We start from the raw sequence: 19,691 nt of genomic DNA, 5'->3' as shown, positions 1-19,691 counted from the left end.
GCGAGTCCGCTCGCCAACCTACAGACCACTCAACCACCGACTTACAAGGACGTACCTGCATGTCGTCGCTTCGCCTCGTCACGTTTCTGCTGCTCGCGCTGGCCATCACCGGCTGCTCCACCAAGGCCTACTTCAAGCTGCCCGAGCACAGCACCATCAGCGTCAACCAGCGCACCGAACAGCACCCGCAAGGCCTGGTGAAAACCCGTCCGTTCTTCTGGAACCGCACAGCGGGCGTGCCGTATCGGCTGACCAGTGTCACCGGCGAAACCCTGAGCGAAGGCAAGCTGCGCACGCGCTTTCGCGTGGTGTCGATCTTCTGGCCGCCCTACAGCATCATTTACTGGCCCATGGGCTTCGGTCAGCGTTGCTACGACCTGAGCAGCCATCTGCCGGCCGAATGCTCGCGTGAAGACCTGGGGATGCTGATCCAGGATTACCGCGCCACACGCTAATGGAGTGAATGGCGGCAAACAGGGTCAAACCATCTACCCTGTTTGCAATGCCTATCACCCAGCTACTGACGCCAAGGAGGTTGCCGCCATGCCCGTGCGCATTCCCGTCGAGATCCGTCCGGTCACCAGCGCCGACCATGCCGTCTGGCTGCCCCTGTGGCAGGGCTATCAACGCTTCTATATGACCGAGATAGCCGCCGCGACCAGCGACATCACCTGGCAGCGCTTTCTCGACCCGGCCGAGCCGATGCACGCCGCGCTAGCCTGGCATGACGGCCAGGCGATTGGCCTGGTGCACTGGATCTACCACCGCTCGACCTGGACCCCTGGCGACTACTGCTACCTGCAGGACCTGTTTATCGCCAAGGATATCCGCAGCAGCGGCGCCGGCCGTCAGCTGATCGAACACGTCTACCGCGAGGCTCAGGCTCAAGGCTGTTCGCGCACCTACTGGCTGACCCACGAGAGCAACAGCAAGGCCATGCTGCTGTATGAGCGCATCGCTGAACGCTCGGGCTTTATCCAGTACCGCAAGCTGTTCTGAGAGCCTGTTTATGATCTGCTGCGCGTCGGCCCTGCTGCGTTAAAAACAGGCTCGGAATGCTCATTTACAGCTCGTAAACTCCGCTTCCTCGCCTGTTTTTGCCTTGCATGGCTCTAGCTCGCGATATCATAAACAGGCTCTTCGCCAGCTGACCTTCTGGTCAGAAATTCCACCCTGCACTCTTGCCGCAGGCCAATTACGGCGCTATCTTCTGCGCCACGCCCGGCCACCTGCGCCGGCCGCGCACCTGGATCAGCAGACAGGGTAAACACTGAGCTGGCTAACCTGAACCCAACTTCAGAGGAGCCAACTCAATGGCTGCTACACGTATCTGGATCAAAAACCCCCTCGCCATCTTCACCGCCAACACCCTCGACGCCGCCGGCGGGCTGGTGATCGAAGACGGTGTGATCAGCGAACTGCTCAAGGCCGGCCAACAGCCGAGCCAACCCTGCAATCGCACCTTCGATGCCCGTGAGCATGTGGTGCTGCCGGGCCTGATCAACACCCACCACCACTTCTACCAAACCCTGACCCGCGCCTGGGGCCCGGTGGTCAATCAGCCGTTGTTTCCCTGGCTGAAAACCCTCTACCCGGTATGGGCGCGCCTGACCCCTGAGAAACTCGCCCTGGCCAGTAAAGTGGCCCTGGCTGAACTGTTGCTGTCCGGTTGCAGCACCGCGGCGGACCACCATTACCTGTTCCCCGGCGGCCTGGAAAACGCCATCGACGTGCAGGTCGAAGCCGTGCGCGAATTGGGCATGCGCGCCATGCTCACCCGTGGCTCGATGAGCCTGGGCGAAGCCGACGGCGGCCTGCCACCGCAACAGACCGTACAACAGGGCGAAGTGATCCTGGCCGACAGCCAACGGCTGATCCATGACTACCACCAACGCGGCGATGGTGCGCAGGTGCAGATCGCCCTGGCGCCCTGCTCGCCGTTCTCGGTGACCCAGGAAATCATGCGCCAGAGCGCCGAGCTGGCCGAGGAGCTGGACGTGCGCCTGCACACCCACCTGGCGGAAACTCTCGACGAAGAAGACTTCTGCCTGCAGCGCTTCGGCCTGCGTACCGTGGATTACCTGGACAGCGTCGGCTGGCTCAGCTCGCGCACCTGGCTGGCCCACGGCATCCACTTCAACCCGGATGAAATCGCCCGCCTGGGCCAGGCCGGCACCGGTATCTGCCATTGCCCAAGCTCGAATATGCGCCTGGCCTCGGGCATCTGTCCGACCCTTGATCTGGAAGCCGCCGGCGCGCCGATCGGCCTCGGCGTGGATGGCTCGGCCTCCAACGATGCCTCGAACATGATCCTCGAAGCGCGCCAGGCTTTGTATATCCAGCGCCTGCGCTACGGTGCCGAGAAGATCACCCCGGAATTGGTGTTGGGCTGGGCCAGCAAGGGTTCGGCCAAACTGCTGGGGCGCAGCGATATCGGCGAGCTGGCCGTGGGCAAGCAAGCGGACATGGCCTTCTTCAAGCTGGATGAGTTGCGCTTCTCCGGCAGCCACGACCCGATTTCCGCGCTGCTGCTGTGCGGCGCCGACAAGGCCGACCGGATGATGATTGGCGGCCAGTGGCGGGTGATCGACGGGCAGATCGAAGGCCTGGATGTGGCCAAGCTGATCGCCGATCACCGCCAAGCAGCCAAGGAGCTGATCGCCGGCTAAAACGCCGACTATTCCACCGCGCTGCCAGGTGCCAAATGCCAGGCAATAAAAGACCGGCCCTAGAGCCGGTCTTTTTTATCGCGCAGATCAGTGCCACATGCCCTTGATCTGACTCAACGTCAGGCCATTGATCAGGCAGTGGTTGGGGTTACCGCGCAGTGGGTCCTTGACCACATGGCCACCGAAGTTGATCACGGTGGTGGTGTTGCCGCTCATATAAGCGCCCCAGACGCGGGTGGTATCCGTGACCACCAGGGCGGCAGCCGTCTGGCTGCCGCTGCTGGCACACAGGGCGGAGACCTGACGCAACCGGCCATTACTGTCCTGGTCTTCCTTGTCGTAGTTAGCGTTCGTGTTGGCGCCGCCGCCGCGCACGATCAGTACACCCTTGGCAACGTCTTCGGCCTGCGCCGGCGATACGCTGCCAGCGCACAGCGCGGCAAGCAGGATGCAGGCGGCGATATTTTTGTGGCTATTGAGGAAATTTTGCATGGTTGCTGCCCTCCATGGGCTAAGCGAGTCGATTAATGCTAGGGCCTGGACGCCTGCCCTGGCCCCAGCCGATGTCACATCGCGATATCGTTGGCGTGGGTCTGACCCGGCCAGACGCCGGTCATCTCGATCTCGCGCTGGCCGGTCAGCCACTGGCCAAGCGGGTTCGGCCACTTGAAGCTGTACTTGTCGCTGTTGATCACACCTTTGAAGCTGATCTCGGCGGCGATGTTGGTGGCACTCAGCGGGATATTGCCGATGGTCTTGGACAGGCCACCGCTCAACGAGAACGACTCGTGCTGCGGCCCTTGTGGGGTGTCGTAGCTCAGCTTGATATCGGTGATATAGGTGCAGCCCGGTTTGTTGTTGAACAGGATCTGCAGCGCACCCAGGCGGGTAATCCAGTTGGGGATCAGCAGGTTGCCGTCGTAAGAGGCGAAGGTGTAAGCAATCGGCACCGAGCCATTGGCCAGGCTATTCGGGGTGGTGGGCCAAAGATGCTGGTCGATCTGCTTGGTCTCCTTGGAGGAGACATACGAGCCTTTGCCATTGGCGCCGGCCAGCATGTCCTGCACAGCACCGGCCGAGCCGCTGATGGAAAAGGACGAGCTGTTGTCCTGAGAGCCGATATTCAGGCCGCTGTTGGCGTAGATCACGCTGGTGACCACACCGAAACCCTGAGCGATATTGCCGCTGCTACCCATGCTCACTGCGGACGCCTGCTGGGCCATCCAGCTCAGGGTTTCCGGCTTGCTCAGCACGGTGAGGTCACTGATAAAGCTCTCGCTGGAAATGCCGAACTCCGAGGCCATCGAGCCGACATTGGCGAACTCCCAGGTGATTTCCGTGCCGGCGGTGATTTTGGTGCCGCTCTCCGGATCAGTGGCCGAACCATCCAGGTTGACGTTGGCCTGGCTGCGTTTGACGTTGCTGGAAGAAAGCTTCCACTGGTTAGGCACACCACGGCTGCTGATGGCGATGCCCGGCGTGGCTTCCTGCACCAAGGTGAAATCCCCGCTATCCGGAGAAACAATACCGACGGCACCGACCTTGAACTTGGGGTCGAGGGTCCAATTGCCCCAGTAAGCAGGACGGCCGGCGCGCAGAAGATCGGTAAACGTACGATTCCAATTCATGACTGTAATCCTTGCAGTTATCTAAATGGAGTGCACCGCAACTCATGCCGCGGCACGTACGCCGAATAAGGCAACTCGTTTGCAGCCCTGATGAGCCCCATGGAGTTAGTCGACGATTAAACTCTGGCGACTAACCGGATAACTGGATATTGGGCAAATTCGGTATATCTGGGGAAGTATTTCCATCTCGGTCTATTACTTGGCAAGCGCTAACTTCTGGTCCTCTCTGGCGCATCAGAAAGGATTGACAATGTGCTTACGCCGCGCGAGGTTCAGGCCCTGTCACTTATCGCCCGCGGCTGCACTGACCGGGATATATCCGCACTATTATGCGTGTCCATAAGTACCGCCAGAAAACATCGAGAACACTTGCACAGCAAACTTGCACTGAATAAATCTGCGCAGCTGGCTATTTATTATCTGGAAACTTTCCCGACACTTGAAACAACTAATAAAACACCGCTAAAGAGCGGCAAATTAAGTGCGCGCGAATTACAGATCGTGCAGCTATTTGCCCAAGGACTGAGCGATAAGGAAGTTGCCCGCCGACTTGGCATCAGCGACCTGACCGTGCGCAAGCACCGCAGCAATATGCAAGGCAAGCTGGCCGTCGCGAATATCTGCGAGTTGCTCTATGAAGCAGTGGTAAGCGGTTGGCTGGTGCTACCGCTAAGAGCACCAACGAAGGCGGACAACGCAGCTGATCGGGCCAACCCCACAACAGTTGGACAAGGCCACGGGCGGCTGCTTAGTTGATTATTCGGGCCGCTGCTAACGCTGGCGGCCTTTGCCCGTCGCCCTGCCTGGAGCCACAGCATGAACAGACTGCCCACCCTCATCGCCCTGTTAACGGCCAGCGGCCTGGCCCATGCCGCCAATCTGCCGGCATTCGAGGTCACTTGCCCGACCGACCTCAGCGTGCGCGCCGAGGCCGGCGGCCCGGTGTATATCAACGACAAACAGATCGTTCTGCACAAGCTCAGCGAGCAGTTCTTCGAGGCCAAGGGTGAAGGCGTTACCCTGTCCATCAGCCTGAATGCTGCCGGCACGCCGACGGTCTCCTACACCGGTAAACAGGGTGCCAACGGCATCTGTGAAAAGACCGAGAAAGCGCCGCAGGAAGAGGCATCAGCAACCGACGAATCAGCGGAGCCAATGGCCGACTGATCAGTTGTAGGAGCGGGCCATGCCCGCGAAAAGCGAGCGTCAGAACACCGACCAGCCAATCCGCTCGCTGAGCAGCTCCAGCGCCTTGATCCCGGCCAGGGAGTTGCCGGCGGCGTTCAGTTCCGGCGACCACACGCACACACTGAAACGCCCCGGCACCACGGCGACGATGCCGCCGCCGACGCCGCTCTTGCCCGGCAGGCCGACGCGGTAGGCAAAGTTGCCCGCTTCGTCGTACAGGCCGCTGGTGGCCATGATCGCGTTGACCTGCTTGCTCTGCCGCACGCTGAGAATCTGCTGCCCGCTGTGCTTGCAGAAGCCGTCGTTGGCCAGAAAGCAGAACGCCCGCGCCAGGTCGACGCAGCTCATACGCAGCGCGCAGTAGCTGAAATAGCTGCGCAGCACCGCCTCCACGTCGTTGTGGAAATTGCCGAAGGACTGCATCAGATAAGCTGCCGCCGCGTTGCGCGCGCGGTGCTGGTATTCCGACTCAGCCACGTGCCGGTCTACCACCACCTCGGGATTACCGGCCAAACGGCGCACGAAGTCGCGCATCGACAACACCGGCGCGGCAAAGCGCGACTGGTTGATATCGCAAATCACCAGGGCGCCGGCGTTGATAAACGGATTGCGCGGGCGGCCACGCTCGAACTCCAGCTGCACCAGTGAATTGAACGGCTGGCCAGACGGCTCGTGGCCCAGGCGTTGCCAGATATCCTCACCGGAATGCTCAATCGCCTGCACCAGGCTGAACACCTTGGAAATGCTCTGCACGGAGAACGCCGTGTCCACATCACCGGCGCAGTACAGCTCGCCGTCGTTGCTGTACACCGCGATACCCAGTTGCTGCGCCGGCACATCGGCCAGCGCCGGGATGTAATCGGCCACCTTGCCCTGACCAATCAGCGGGCGGACTTGATCCAGAATTTCATTCAACAACGCTTGCATGCTCAGGCTCGCACAAGGTCCGAGCGCGCCTCGGACAATGGCAGATAGACGCTTGCCTGGCGGCGCTGATCACACCCCACGCCAATCAATCCCGGACTGCGCTCACGCTTGTTCGGGCTACCTCGTCAGACCCGTAGGGTGGATGACGCTTTTCTCATCCACCGTCGCAGTTTGGTGGATGGATAAAGCGTCATCCACCCTACGCCCCAGAAGGCGCCCGTTAAAACTTTTCCGCGCGCAGCACTTCAACCTGGGCCAGGTAGCAGACCATGGCGTAATTGGCGTAGTAGCGCGCCTGCAGGTGGGCGGCGATGCGTTCGGCGACATCGCGGGTACAGATGATCTCCACACGGATATTGCCTTCGGTGTCCCAGCCGGCGCTGCGTACGCCACGGCCGCCACGACCACGGGCGTCGGAAATGGTCCAGCCCGGCGCGCCGAGCTGTTCCAAGTCAGCCACCAGCTTTTTCTCCAACGCGGCTTCGCAGATCACGGTGAGCAGGGTGCGGATATGTGCGTCCATTTCAGAGCCCCCAGGCCATCAGCTGTTCGGCCAGCATCAGGTACAACGGGATGCCGACGATGATATTGAAGGGAAAGGTGATACCCAGCGACGCCGTTAGCGACAGCGACGGGTTGGCCTCGGGCAAGGCCAGGCGCAAGGCCGCCGGCACAGCGATATAGGACGCCGACGCCGCCAGCGTGGCCAGTACCGCTGTGCCGCCCAGGCTCAGGCCCATAAAGCGGCCAAGCAACGCGCCGATCAGCGCGCCGAGCAACGGCATCAGCAAGGCAAAACCGAGCAGGCGCAGGCCGAACTGTTTGAGCGAACCCAGCTGGCCAGAGGCAATCAGGCCCATCTCCAACAGGAACAGCGCCAGCACCGGCTTGAACATACTGGTGTAGAACGGCTCCAGCGGTTTGATCGCCTCCTTGCCGGCAATCGCGCCGATGATCAGGCCACCGAGCAGCAGCATGATGCTCTTGCCGAGAAAGATCTCCCGGCCCAGTTCGCCCCAATCGGTATCGCGGGCAATGCCCTTGGCCAACAGAATGCCGACCAGAATCGCCGGGATTTCCAGAATGGCGACAAACAGCGGCATATAGCTTTCGAACTCGATGCCCTTGGCCAGCATATAGGCCACCACCACGGCAAAGGTCCCGGCGCTGACCGAGCCATAGTGCGCCGCCACCGCTGCAGCGTTGACCCGGTCAAAGCCCAGGCCGCGCAGCACGGCAAAAGCCAGCAGCGGCAACGCCACGCCCAGGCCCAACACCCAGGCCGCCTGGCCGAGCAACTGCCAGCTGGCCTGTTCGGCCAGCTCCACGCCGCCGTGCAGACCAATGGCCAGCAACAGAATGATCGACAGCGTTTCATACAGCGCAGGCGGCAGTTTCAGCTCGCTTTTCAGCAGACCGGCCAACAGACCGAAGACAAAGAACAGCACCACCGGGTCCAGACTCACCGCGCATTGCTCCTGTATTGAACTGCTATTCAGACGCCTGCCGCGTCACCACCTGCTCGAATAAAAGGTCATGCCCCCACCACGCGTTGTGCTGATACCCGCAGTTTTGCCCAGTCTCCTGCTGAGAACAGCAGAACCCTGCACAGCGGGGCATAACCGAAAAAAAGGAGCCGTACGGCTCCCAGGGGACTCAGGCACTTGGCCCAAAACCCTTGCCGACGCGACGAATAAGCCGCGCCGGCGGTATAAAAAGAAGCCCCAAAAAAACCATTCAAATGCCTGTTCAAACAGCCGGGGCTTCCGAGGTTAACCTTCGATTTCCACCAGTACGTCGCCCGGGTTGACCCGGTCGCCCTTGGCCACATGCACCGCTTTCACGGTGCCGGCAATCGGCGCCTGCACTTCGGTTTCCATCTTCATCGCTTCACTGATCAGCACCGCCTGGCCGGCCTTGACCGTGTCGCCGACCTTGACCAGCACATCGACGATATTGCCCGGCATGCTGGTGCTGACATCGCCCGGTGCGCTGGCTTGCTTGCGCTTACCGCTGGCACCCGCGACAAAATCATTCAGCGGCTCGAACACCACTTCTTCCGGCATGCCGTCGATGGACAGGTAGAAGTGGCGCTTGCCGTCGCTCTTCACGCCAACGCCGGTGATGTCGACGCGGTAGCTTTCGCCATGCACATCCACCACAAACTCGGTCGGCACGCCTTCACCACCGGCCGGGGCCACGCCGCCGGCTTCCGGGATTGGCAGCAGCACTTCCGGGGTCAGGGTGCCGGCGGCGCGTTCTTCAAGGAACTTGCGCCCGATATCCGGGAACATGGCGTAGGTCAGCACGTCTTCTTCGGATTGCGCCAGGCTGCCGATTTCTTCGCGCAGCTTGGCCATTTCCGGCTTGAGCAGATCGGCCGGGCGCACTTCGATCACGTCTTCGCTGCCAATCGCCTGCTTGCGCAGCTGCTCGTTGACCTTGCCCGGTGCCAGGCCGTAACGGCCCTGCAGGTACAACTTCACCTCATTGGTGATGGTCTTGTAGCGCTCGCCTGCGAGCACGTTGAACACCGCCTGGGTGCCGACGATCTGCGAGGTCGGGGTTACCAGCGGCGGGAAGCCGAGGTCTTCACGCACCCGCGGGATTTCCGCGAACACTTCGTTGATGCGGCTCAGCGCGCCCTGCTCTTTCAACTGATTGGCCAGGTTGGACATCATCCCGCCCGGCACCTGATTGACCTGCACGCGGGTGTCGACGGCGGTGAACTCGCTTTCGAACTGGTGGTACTTCTTGCGCACGGCGTGGAAGTACAGGCCGATCTCCTGGATCAGCGCCAGGTCCAGGCCAGTGTCGTACTCGCTGCCCTTGAGCGCGGCGACCATCGACTCGGTGCCCGGATGGCTGGTGCCCCAGGCGAAGCTGGAGATGGCGGTGTCGATATGGTCGGCGCCCGCTTCAATCGCCTTGAGCTGGCACATCGAACCCATGCCGGCGGTGTCGTGGCTGTGGATAAACACCGGCAGGTCGACTTCCGCCTTCAAGGCCTTGACCAGATCAGCCGTGGCATAGGGCGTCAGCAAACCGGCCATATCCTTGATCGCGATGGAGTCGATGCCCATCGCTTGCATGGCCTTGGCCTGCTTCACGAACGCTTCGACGGTGTGCACCGGGCTGGTGGTGTAAGCGATGGTGCCCTGGGCATGTTTGCCGGCGGCCTTCACCGCCTCGATGGACACGCGCAGGTTTCGCACATCGTTCATCGCATCGAAGATGCGGAACACGTCAATGCCATTGACCGCCGCCTTGGCCACAAAGGCGCGCACCACGTCGTCGCTGTAGTGGCGATAACCGAGCAGGTTCTGCCCGCGCAGGAGCATCTGCAAGCGGGTGTTGGGCAAGCCGGCCTTGAGTTTGCGCAGACGCTCCCAGGGGTCTTCCTTGAGGAAGCGCACGCAGGAATCGAAGGTCGCGCCGCCCCAGACTTCCAGCGACCAGTAGCCGACCTGATCGAGCTTGGCGCAGATCGGCAACATGTCATCAAGGCGCATGCGCGTGGCGATGATCGACTGGTGGGCATCGCGCAGGATGGTATCGGTGACAGTGATCTTCTTGCTCATGTTCTCTGCTCTCCTGTAGCCCGGATGCAATCCGGGGCCGCAGTTCCCGGATTACATCCGGGCTACGATTCGTTAAAGGCCGGCGTGGGCAGCAATGGCGGTGGCAATGGCGATGGCCAGGTGCGACGGGTTGCGCTTGATCGAGTACTCGGTCAGCTCCGGGTGCGCCTCGACAAAACTGGTGTTGAACTGGCCGCTGCGGAATTCCGGATTACGCAGGATTTCCTGGTAATAGGCGGCGGTGGTTTTCACCCCCTGCACGCGCATGTCGTCGAGTGCACGCAGGCCACGGGCCAGGGCTTCTTCCCAGGTCAGCGCCCAGACCACCAGCTTCAGGCACATGGAGTCGTAGTACGGCGGAATGGTGTAACCGGTATAGATCGCCGTGTCGGTGCGTACGCCCGGACCGCCGGGGGCGTAGTAACGGGTGATTTTGCCGAATGAGGGCAGGAAGTTGTTCTTCGGGTCTTCGGCGTTGATGCGGAACTGCAGGGCATAGCCACGGTGGATGATGTCTTCCTGCTTGACCGACAGCTCCAGGCCCGAGGCGATGCGGATCTGCTCGCGGACGATGTCGATGCCAGTGATTTCTTCGGTGATGGTGTGCTCCACCTGCACCCGGGTGTTCATCTCCATAAAGTACACCTCGCCCTCGGCGAGCAGAAACTCCACGGTGCCGGCGTTCTCGTAACCCACCGCCTTGGCCGCACGCACGGCCAAATCGCCGATATAGGCACGCTGCTCGGGGGTCAGCTGCGGGCTGGGGGCGATTTCGATCAGTTTCTGATTGCGCCGCTGGATCGAGCAATCGCGCTCGAACAGGTGCACCACATTGCCGAAGCTGTCACCGAGGATCTGCGCCTCGATGTGCTTGGGGTTGACGATGCATTTTTCCAGAAACACCTCGGCGCGACCGAAGGCCTTGGTCGCCTCGGAGATCACCCGTGGGAACGCCTGCTCCAGCTCCTCACGGCTGTTGCAGCGACGAATACCACGACCGCCGCCACCGGAAGTGGCCTTGAGCATCACCGGATAACCGATGCGGTCGCCCTCGCTCAGCGCCTCGGCGATATCCGCCACGTTGCCTTCGGTACCTGGGGTGACCGGCACGCCAGCCTTGATCATGCTGCGGCGCGCTTCGGTCTTGTCGCCCATGCGGCGGATCACGTCCGCACTCGGGCCTATAAACTTGATCCCACGTTCGGCGCAGATATCCGCCAGTTCGGCGTTTTCCGAAAGAAAACCATAGCCGGGATGCAGCGCATCGCAGCCAGTTTCCACCGCCAGGTTGACCAGCTTGCGCGGGTTCAGGTAGCCGGCCAGCGGGTCGGCACCAATGCCGTGGGCCTCGTCCGCACGCTTGACGTGTAGCGCCTGGCGGTCGGCATCGGAATACACCGCCACCGAACGAATGCCCATTTCGGCACAGGCCCGCACGATACGCACGGCAATCTCACCGCGGTTGGCTATCAGAATTTTCTTGATCACGAGCCAGCATCCTCGATCACGTGAGCAGGCAACCGACAAATCCGGTCGACGTGTGACCGCAGCAGCAGTAGCGGTCAGGCACTCACGCTACGCCGGCTTGGTGATTAACCAAAATCAATAATTATTGGGTTAGCCATTAGCTAAAGCTTATAGTTGAGCCTGATCGACTCCGACACACAGGTGCTAATCATGCGTAAGTCTTTGCTGCGTATGACATTTCGTCAGATTCAGGTGTTTCGCTCGGTGTGCAGTCACCTCTCCTACAGCCGCGCGGCGGAGGAAATGGCCCTGACCCAGCCGGCGGTCAGCCTGCAGATTCGCCAACTGGAAGAACTGATCGGCCAGCCGCTGTTCGACTATGTCGGCAAAAAACTCTACCTGACCGAGGCCGCCGAAGCCCTGCAACGCGCCAGCGCGGATATTTTCGGCCGCCTGGAAAGCCTCGACATGCAGCTGGCCGACCTGCAGGGCTCGCTGCAGGGACAGCTGAGCCTGGCGATTGAATCCAGCGCCAAGTACTTCGTTCCACACCTGTTCGCCGCTTTTCGCCAGCAATACCCGGAAGTCAACTTACAGCTGGTGGTGACCAACCACAGCCAGGCACTCAGACGCCTGAACGCCAACCGCGATGACCTACTGATCATGTCGCGGGTGCCTACGGACATGAATCTGGAGTTTCTGCCCTTCCTTAATAACCCGATCATCGCCGTGGCGCCGCCCGATCACCCGCTGTGCCAGCACGCACAGCTAAGCCTGCAGGACCTCACCGCCTTTCCGCTGCTGATCCGTGAAGCCGGCTCCGGCACGCGCCAGGCCTGCGAGGAGTATTGCCACCAGAAGCGCGCGCACTTCGCCCAAACGCTGGAAGTCGGCTCCATGGAAGGCCAATGCGAAGGGGTTATCGCCGGCCTTGGCCTGGCTTTACTGCCACGCCACGCCGTGCGCCGCGAGCTGGAATGCGGCGCCCTGCGCGAGCTGCCGGTAGCCGAACTGCCACTGCTGCGCAGCTGGTGCCTGGTGCACCCGCGCAGCAAATACCTGTCACCGGTGGCCCAGGCGTTTTTCGCCTTCGTGCGCGATCAACGCAGCCTGATCAACACGCTGGCTGAGCGTTTTGCCGAGCCCATCGGCGACGCTACTCCCAGGCATATAACCAGCCCACTGCACTGACCCGCCCCTCGCTGAAGGCCACCAGCAGCTGATCATGCTGACCGCGCCAGTGATAACTCCACAGCAGCGGCCCCGGACTGCCTTGCCATTCAGTGCGGCGCTGCCAATCGGCGTAGTCCGCCTGATCGACCGTTACTTTGGCATCCGGCTCGCCTAGCAGCGCCAGCACCGCCGGCGTATCGCTGCGCGCAGCCAGCACCTCGGCGGCCAACGCCTGCATCAGTTGGTGCTTACGACCCTGCCAGGCATCCAGATCCTGGCGCCACTCGCCCCCGGCAAAATGCCCCTTGGCCTGCCGCAGCTGCGTCCACTCAGCCGCCATCGCGTGCGCCTTATCTGCACCAACCTGCTGCTCGGTTCCGCCTGAAGCACAGCTCACAGCCAGCCCCAGAGCTAGCAGCAGCACGCCCATGCGCAATCCGTTGATCCCTTGCATACATCCCTCCTACGCGGTTGCCATACATAGCCAGTAGCCATCATTTTCGCGGGCATCGTGTCGGCTATATGTCGTGAAAATACGAAAAACGACAGCGATCTACGAAGAAATTGACAGGCTTTAAAGCGCCTTCTAAGTTCCTTTGCACTCTTGTACCAGATCGGCCTGCCTCCCATAACAAGATGTTCAGCGGCATGCAGTAGCGCCAACGCATTCGGCATCAAGAGCTTCCACTGCCAAACATCCCTCGCCCTCCACAAGGGGGCAAAAAACACACCGTTCCTTACCGGGGGCGGATAAACAATAAGTGAAGGATAGGAATCTCAAGAATGAGAAAGCGGAAGTTAACCCTCGCCATCAGTGCCAGCATCACCGCGCTTTGCATGCTCAACACGGTTCAGGCACAGGCCCACCCCCAAGAAGACTTTATGCTGCTGGAGCAGGAAAAAGCCGCCAACCAGGTGTACAAGGCGTTTTTCCCCAACGAAGACCTTGCCCGTAAAGCGGCCATCAGCTTCCACGGCCAGTTGCTTGAATCGCACTATGAGCAGGGCTACCTGATCATGGAGCTGACCGAGGAAGAGCAGGAAAAACTCGCGGTCTTCGGCTTCACCTTCGAACCGGCCAAGGAGTTTATTGCCAAGCGCAATGAAGTCCTCACGCTGATCCAGAATCGCCTGCAACAACGCAGCCTGCAAAGCGCAACGGCGATGAGTGATACAAGCCTGGCCAGCATCCCTGGCTACGCCTGCTATGAAACCCTGGAGAGCACCTACAGTGTGGCCAGCGGCATGGCCAGTCAGTTTCCCGGTATCGCCCAGTGGTTACTGGTAGGCCAGTCCTGGGAAAAGCTTAATGGCCAGGGTGGGCACGACATCGGCGTGCTCAAGCTGACCAACAAAGCCATTACCGGCAATAAGCCCAAGCTGTTTATCAACAGCGCCATCCATGCCCGCGAGTACACCACCGCGCCGCTGGTGCTGGATTTCGCCCGTTGGCTGGTCAACGGCTACGGCACCGATGCCGACGCCACCTGGATTCTCGATCACCACGAGGTCCACTTGATGCTGCAGACCAACCCGGACGGTCGCAAGAAAGCCGAAACCGGCCTGTCCTGGCGCAAGAATGCCAACCAGAACTACTGCGGCGCCAACAGCAACAGCCGCGGCGCCGACCTTAACCGCAATTTCACCTTCGGCTGGAACAGCACCAACGGCCAAGGTTCCAGCGGCAGTGCCTGCAATGACACCTACCGCGGCCCCAGCGCCGGCTCCGAACCGGAAATCCAGACCCTGGAAGCTTATGTGCGCAACCTCTGGCCGGATCGTCGCGGGCCCGGCAAAAACGATGCAGCGCCAAGCGACACCAGTGGTATCCACCTGGATATCCACAGTTACAGCGAACTGGTGCTGTGGCCGTGGGGCGATACCAGCCAGGCCGCACCCAATGGCAGCGCGCTGCAGACCCTGGGGCGCAAGTTCGCCCTGTTTAATGGTTATACGCCGCAGCAGTCCATTGGCCTTTATCCAACCGACGGCACCAGTGATGGCATCAGCTATGGCGAACTGGGTGTTGCTGCCTACACCTTCGAGCTGGGCACACAGTTCTTCCAGACCTGCACGGTCTACCAGAACACCATCAAGCCGAAGAACCTGCCTGCCCTGATCTACGCGGCCAAGGTTGTCCGCACGCCTTACATCACCCCTGGCGGCCCGGACATCAGCAGCCTGGCACTGAGTGGCAATGCCGCCAGCGGTGTGCCTGCCGGCACCCTGGTGACGTTGAGCGCCACCGCGAGTGACCTTGGTTTCAGCACCCGCAATGGCACCGAGCCCACGCAGAACGTTACCGCTGCCGAGTACTACATCGACAAGGCGCCCTGGGAATCAGGCGCTCAGGCGATGCCTCTGCAACCCCTGGACGGCAGCTTCAACGGCAAGACCGAAGGCCTGACCGGCAGCATCGCCACCACCGGGCTGCAGCCTGGCAAGCACACCGTGTATGTCCGCGCGCGGGATGCGTCCGGCACCTGGGGTGCGGTCTCGGCGGCATTTCTGGTAATCGGCACCGGTACGCCGCAGCCGAACTACTGCAGCGCAGCCAGCGGTAATGCCAACGATGAGTGGATCAGCCAGGTCAGTTTCGGCAGCTTCACCCGCAGCTCCGGCGCCAGCACCTACAGCGACTTCACCGAGGCGCGGATTGGCCAGGTGGTGAACCTGCAACGAGGTAGCAACAGCCTGCGCCTGACGCCGCAATTTGCCGGCTCGGCCTACAACGAGTACTGGAAGGTGTGGGTCGACCTGAACAAGGACGGCGACTTCACCGATGCGGGTGAAGAACTGTTCACCTCCGCGCGCGCGCTCAGCACGGTGGTGAATGGCAACCTGGTGATCCCCGCAGGCGCCGCCACCGGGAAAACCCGCATGCGCGTAGCCATGCGCTACAACACCGCGCCCGTGCCGTGTGGCACCTTCAATTACGGTGAAGTGGAGGATTACACCGTCAATATCGAGTAAGGCCTGGCAGCCTGGGGCCGTCGTATGCGGCTCCAGGCTTGCTACCCACCGGCACGTATTCAGCGCGCCGTTGCTGCCGCGTCTTTCTTAGACCCCGCCTGCAGACTGTGCAGGTAGCTGGTCGCGATCAACTCCGGAAAATCGATCAACTCATGCTGCAGCTGACGCTGCTCGGCATAGCTTTCAATCGCGCGGCGATATTCCATGCGGCGCTGATCCAGCAGCTTGCGCCGGGCCTTGGCGTCGCTGCTTTCGTGAGACTGCGGTTTATCCAGATAGCCAGACATAGGGTGCAACTCCCAAGCTGAATAAGGGGAGTACCAGCATCGACCCTGGATATGACGCTTTGATGGCCACGCGATAACGTGGCGATGAAATCAGTCTTCGACGCTCTTATGCGCCTTGGGCGACAGCCGCAGGCTACGCAGACTGCGCTTGACGCTTTTCAGGTGGTTAACCAGGCCGGGGCCACGGGCCATGGCCACGCCCATGGCGAGCACGTCGATCACCACCAGGTGGGCGATACGCGAGGTCAGCGGGGTGTAGATTTCGGTGTCTTCCTGCACGTCGATGGCCAGGTTGACCGTGGCCAGATCAGCCAGCGGCGTCTGGCTCGGGCACAGGGTGATCAGCGTCGCGCCGGTTTCACGCACCAGGTTGGCGGTGATCAGCAAATCCTTAGAGCGCCCGGACTGCGAGATGCAGATGGCCACGTCGGTAGGCTTCAGGGTCACCGCACTCATCGCCTGCATATGCGGGTCGGAATAGGCCGCCGCAGTCAGCAGCAGGCGGAAGAACTTGTGCTGGGCATCCGCCGCCACCGCGCCGGATGCGCCAAAACCATAAAACTCCACGCGCTGGGCATTGGCGATGGCCGCGATGGCCTGCTGCAGCGCCTGGGTGTCGAGCTTCTCGCGCACCTCGATCAGGGTGTGCAGGGTGGTGTCGAAGATCTTCAGGCTGAAGTCCGCCACCGAATCGTCTTCATGAATCGCGAACTGGCCAAAGCTGGCGCCTGCGGCCAGGCTCTGCGCCAGCTTGAGTTTGAGGTCCTGAAAGCCAGTGCAGCCAATCGCCCGGCAGAAACGCACGATGGTCGGCTCGCTGATGCCAACGCTGTGCGCCAGCTCAGCCATGGAGCTGTGCATGACCGAGGCCGGGTCGAGCAGAACATGGTCGGCGACCTTAAGTTCCGATTTGCGGAGGAGATGACGCGACTGGGCAATGTGCTGCAACAGGTTCACAGGTTTAGGCTCGGCATTTGGCTAACGAATCCATCTAGCACGCCGCATTGGAGTCATGACTCGGTTATGATCGGCGTACGACGGGTTGTAGTGGTCTTGTAGTTATACTACATGGCCGCCGCCCTCGCACGGTTAAACCGAGTCGGAGTTCCCACCTTGAGCATTCCCTGCGACATGCTGGTGTTTGGCGGCACCGGCGATCTGGCCCTGCATAAACTGCTGCCAGCGCTCTACCACCTGCATCGCGCTGGCCGCCTGCATGGCGACACACGCATCCTCGCCCTGGCCCGCAGTGCCCATAGCCGCACAGCCTTTCAGGCCCTAGCCGAACGCCATTGCCGCGCTCAAGTGGCGCGTAACGACTTCGACAACGACACCTGGGCCAGCTTCGCCGCGCGCCTTGATTACTTCGCCATGGACGCCAGCCAGAGCGCCGACTTTGGCCGCCTGGGCAAGCGCCTGGGCGAAGACCATGAGCGCGTGCGCATCTACTACCTGGCCACCGCGCCGGATCTGTTCGAAGACATCGCCTCGCACCTGAAGGTCGCCAGTCTGGCCGGCCCCAAGGCGCGCATCGTGCTGGAAAAACCCATCGGCCATTCGCTGCAGTCGGCGCAGGCGATCAACGCCGCCATCGGCGCGGTGTTCGATGAGTCACGGGTATTCCGTATCGACCACTACCTGGGCAAGGAGACGGTGCAGAACCTGATGGCGCTGCGCTTCGCCAACGCGCTGTTCGAGCCGATCTGGCGCGCCGGGCATATCGACCACGTGCAGATCAGCGTGTGCGAAACCCTCGGCGTGGAAAACCGCGGTGCCTACTACGAAAAAGCCGGCGCCATGCGCGACATGATCCAGAACCACCTGCTGCAGCTGCTCTGCCTGGTGGCCATGGAAGCGCCGGTGCGTTTCGACGCCGAAGCGGTGCGCAACGAGAAGGTGAAAATCCTCGAAGCGCTGAAACCCATCACCGGCCTCGACGTGCAGGACAAGACCGTGCGCGGCCAGTACACCGCCGGCAAGATCGGCGGCCAGGAAGTGCCGGCCTATTACTTCGAGAAGAACGTCGACAACGACAGCGACACCGAAACCTTTGTCGCCGTGCAGGCCGAGATCGACAACTGGCGCTGGGCCGGCGTGCCGTTCTACCTGCGCACCGGCAAACGCCTGGGGCACAAGACTTCGGAAATCCTGATCCAGTTCAAACCGGTGCCGCACCAGCTGTTCGGCGGCGGCGAAGCCAACCGCCTGCTGATCCGCCTGCAGCCGGAAGAGCGCATCAGCCTGCAATTGATGGGCAAAAGCCCAGGCAAGGGCATGCACCTGCAGCCGGTGGAGCTCGACCTCAACCTGGCCGATGCCTTTCACAAACAGCGCCGCTGGGATGCCTACGAGCGCCTGCTGCTCGACGTGATCGAAGGCGACTCGACACTGTTTATGCGCCGTGACGAAGTCGAAGCGGCCTGGAACTGGGTCGACCCGATCATCAAGGGCTGGCACCAGCACTACCAGAGCCCGCGCCCCTACCCGGCCGGCAGCGACGGCCCGGAGCAGGCCAGCAACCTGCTGGAGCGCCATGAACGGCAGTGGATGGAGTAGCGGCGCCAAGAACCTAATGAGCTATACAACTAGCAAACCGGAATAGGGTAACCAAACGGCTTTAATGAGGTATTTTCAAACACAATACCCCATTTAAAGTCTATGATTGCCCCATTTAGGCAGCTTGAGCTTACATTTCCATGCATTCGCTTACTCCCGAGTACCTTGCCGCGCTTCGCTTCGATGGCACTCAGGCCGCCACACTGCGCGCATTGGGCGAACATCAGGGCAAGCAACAGCTCTACGCCGCTCAGTCTCCCGAAACCCTCAAGAGCCTGTGCCAGATCGCGGTAGTTGAATCCACCGAGTCATCCAACCGATTGGAAGGTGTAGTCGTCGCACCCTCCCGGCTGAAGTCTCTGGTCATCCGTAATGCAGCACCGAAGAGTCGCTCCGAACAGGAGATTGCAGGCTATCGCGATGCCCTGGCGCTGATCCATGAATCGGCTGCGCACATGAACTTCAACGATGGCGTGGTGCTGCAATTGCACACCATGCTGTATCGCTACATGCCGCAGACCGGCGGACGCTGGAAAGCCACCAACAATGACATCATCGAACGCCATCCGGACGGCACGTCACGGCTGCGCTTCCAACCGGTCGCCGCTCATTTGACGCCAATGGCGATGGCCGATATGACCCGCTACTACGCCACCGCATTGGACCAACATTTGGCCGACCCACTGGTGCTGGTGCCGCTGGCGATGCTCGACTTCCTATGTATTCACCCCTTCCCGGACGGCAACGGCCGCATGTCTCGCTTGCTGACCCTATTGCTGCTCTACCACTTCGACTACGCCGTGGGCCGCTACATCAGCCTGGAGCGCATCTTCGAGGAAACCAAGGAAGGCTATTACGAGACGCTGGAAGCCAGCTCACAGGGCTGGCATCAAGGGCAACACAACGTCAAACCCTGGCTCGACTACTTCTGGGGAGCTCTGCTGCGGGCCTACCGCGAGTTCGAGGAACGTGTCGGCACCATTGAGCGCGGTCGAGGTAGCAAAGGCGACCGGGTGCGCGCGGAAGCCCTGGGGCGAACCCTGCCGTTTTCGATTTCGGAGATCGAGGAAGCCTGCCCAGGCGTGAGCCGGGACATGGTGCGGCTGGTACTGCGGGCAATGAAATCAGAGGGGTTGATCGAATCGACCGGTAAAGGCCGTAGCGCGAAGTGGCGTCGCACGGCGTAAAAACAAGGGGCTTAGCATGAAGTTTAATGAAGACACCCGAGTCAAAATCCCGGTC

General features: G+C 61.2%; 19 protein-coding genes. 9 read left to right on the top strand and 10 right to left on the bottom strand.

The features are described from left to right. Positions 1–59: 59 nt before the first annotated feature. The 3 genes from Q8O69_RS08205 (at position 60) to Q8O69_RS08195 (ending at position 2,669) form a co-directional block, all read left to right on the top strand. Positions 60–455, top strand: coding sequence for a hypothetical protein (locus Q8O69_RS08205; RefSeq protein WP_305591140.1), 396 nt, complete (start codon positions 60–62; stop codon positions 453–455). A gap of 88 nt (positions 456–543) precedes the next feature. After that, positions 544–999: a GNAT family N-acetyltransferase gene (locus Q8O69_RS08200; protein ID WP_305591139.1), complete on the top strand. Its 456-nt coding sequence runs from the start codon at positions 544–546 to the stop codon at positions 997–999. 314 nt (positions 1,000–1,313) lie between these two features. Then, positions 1,314–2,669, top strand: a complete 1,356-nt coding sequence (locus tag Q8O69_RS08195; protein WP_305591137.1) for an 8-oxoguanine deaminase — start codon at positions 1,314–1,316, stop codon at positions 2,667–2,669. An 87-nt stretch (positions 2,670–2,756) separates the two neighbouring features. Here Q8O69_RS08195 and Q8O69_RS08190 read toward each other — a convergent pair whose 3' ends face one another. Both Q8O69_RS08190 and Q8O69_RS08185 read right to left on the bottom strand, forming a co-directional pair. After that, positions 2,757–3,161, bottom strand: coding sequence for a hypothetical protein (locus Q8O69_RS08190; protein ID WP_305591135.1), 405 nt, complete (start codon positions 3,159–3,161; stop codon positions 2,757–2,759). A 74-nt stretch (positions 3,162–3,235) separates the two neighbouring features. Continuing rightward, positions 3,236–4,297: a hypothetical protein gene (locus tag Q8O69_RS08185; protein WP_305591133.1), complete on the bottom strand. Its 1,062-nt coding sequence runs from the start codon at positions 4,295–4,297 to the stop codon at positions 3,236–3,238. 252 nt (positions 4,298–4,549) lie between these two features. On the opposite strand from Q8O69_RS08185, the gene Q8O69_RS08180 reads away from it, so the two are divergent. Beyond that, positions 4,550–5,053: a response regulator transcription factor gene (locus Q8O69_RS08180; RefSeq protein WP_305591131.1), complete on the top strand. Its 504-nt coding sequence runs from the start codon at positions 4,550–4,552 to the stop codon at positions 5,051–5,053. 60 nt (positions 5,054–5,113) lie between these two features. Further along, positions 5,114–5,464, top strand: coding sequence for a hypothetical protein (locus Q8O69_RS08175; RefSeq protein WP_305591129.1), 351 nt, complete (start codon positions 5,114–5,116; stop codon positions 5,462–5,464). Positions 5,465–5,503: 39 nt separating this feature from the next. Here the strand turns inward: Q8O69_RS08175 and glsB are convergent, their stop codons facing one another. The 5 genes from glsB to Q8O69_RS08150 form a co-directional block, all read right to left on the bottom strand. Continuing rightward, on the bottom strand, positions 5,504–6,412 hold the full coding sequence (gene glsB / locus Q8O69_RS08170) for a glutaminase B (protein WP_305591127.1): 909 nt from the start codon (positions 6,410–6,412) through the stop codon (positions 5,504–5,506). A gap of 220 nt (positions 6,413–6,632) precedes the next feature. Further along, entirely contained in the window at positions 6,633–6,935 is a 303-nt protein-coding gene (locus tag Q8O69_RS08165) for a DUF3240 family protein (protein WP_305591125.1), read from the bottom strand. A gap of 1 nt (position 6,936) precedes the next feature. Then, positions 6,937–7,878: a sodium-dependent bicarbonate transport family permease gene (locus Q8O69_RS08160; protein ID WP_305591123.1), complete on the bottom strand. Its 942-nt coding sequence runs from the start codon at positions 7,876–7,878 to the stop codon at positions 6,937–6,939. A gap of 306 nt (positions 7,879–8,184) precedes the next feature. Beyond that, complete coding sequence (gene oadA, locus Q8O69_RS08155) at positions 8,185–9,993, bottom strand: sodium-extruding oxaloacetate decarboxylase subunit alpha (protein ID WP_305591121.1); 1,809 nt, start codon at positions 9,991–9,993, stop codon at positions 8,185–8,187. A gap of 72 nt (positions 9,994–10,065) precedes the next feature. Further along, positions 10,066–11,481: an acetyl-CoA carboxylase biotin carboxylase subunit gene (locus Q8O69_RS08150; protein ID WP_305591119.1), complete on the bottom strand. Its 1,416-nt coding sequence runs from the start codon at positions 11,479–11,481 to the stop codon at positions 10,066–10,068. 189 nt (positions 11,482–11,670) lie between these two features. Between Q8O69_RS08150 and Q8O69_RS08145 the strand changes: the two genes are divergently transcribed. Further along, a complete protein-coding gene (locus Q8O69_RS08145) occupies positions 11,671–12,651 on the top strand; it encodes a LysR family transcriptional regulator (RefSeq protein WP_305591117.1) in 981 nt (326 codons plus the stop codon). On the opposite strand, the gene Q8O69_RS08140 is transcribed toward Q8O69_RS08145, so the two are convergent. Continuing rightward, on the bottom strand, positions 12,617–13,087 hold the full coding sequence (locus Q8O69_RS08140; protein ID WP_305591115.1) for a hypothetical protein: 471 nt from the start codon (positions 13,085–13,087) through the stop codon (positions 12,617–12,619). The two genes, Q8O69_RS08145 and Q8O69_RS08140, sit on opposite strands and share 35 nt — an antisense overlap. A 329-nt stretch (positions 13,088–13,416) precedes the next feature. Between Q8O69_RS08140 and Q8O69_RS08135 the strand changes: the two genes are divergently transcribed. Continuing rightward, positions 13,417–15,606, top strand: a complete 2,190-nt coding sequence (locus Q8O69_RS08135; protein ID WP_305591113.1) for a M14 family zinc carboxypeptidase — start codon at positions 13,417–13,419, stop codon at positions 15,604–15,606. Positions 15,607–15,665: 59 nt separating this feature from the next. On the opposite strand, the gene Q8O69_RS08130 is transcribed toward Q8O69_RS08135, so the two are convergent. After that, positions 15,666–15,893, bottom strand: a complete 228-nt coding sequence (locus Q8O69_RS08130; protein ID WP_275960122.1) for a PA3496 family putative envelope integrity protein — start codon at positions 15,891–15,893, stop codon at positions 15,666–15,668. A 90-nt stretch (positions 15,894–15,983) separates the two neighbouring features. Then, positions 15,984–16,850: a transcriptional regulator HexR gene (gene hexR, locus Q8O69_RS08125; RefSeq protein WP_275960121.1), complete on the bottom strand. Its 867-nt coding sequence runs from the start codon at positions 16,848–16,850 to the stop codon at positions 15,984–15,986. A gap of 111 nt (positions 16,851–16,961) precedes the next feature. Here hexR and zwf point away from each other — a divergent pair, with 111 nt between their 5' ends. Both zwf and Q8O69_RS08115 read left to right on the top strand, forming a co-directional pair. Beyond that, positions 16,962–18,449: a glucose-6-phosphate dehydrogenase gene (zwf, locus tag Q8O69_RS08120; protein WP_305591110.1), complete on the top strand. Its 1,488-nt coding sequence runs from the start codon at positions 16,962–16,964 to the stop codon at positions 18,447–18,449. A gap of 140 nt (positions 18,450–18,589) precedes the next feature. Continuing rightward, complete coding sequence (locus Q8O69_RS08115) at positions 18,590–19,636, top strand: Fic family protein (protein WP_305591108.1); 1,047 nt, start codon at positions 18,590–18,592, stop codon at positions 19,634–19,636. Positions 19,637–19,691: the final 55 nt, after the last annotated feature.

It is taken from the genome of Pseudomonas sp. (assembly GCF_030690725.1).
Classification (GTDB): Bacteria; Pseudomonadota; Gammaproteobacteria; order Pseudomonadales; family Pseudomonadaceae; genus Aquipseudomonas.
The sequence above is the reverse complement of the archived record's forward strand: the minus strand, read 5'-3'. Positions and strand labels throughout refer to the sequence as shown.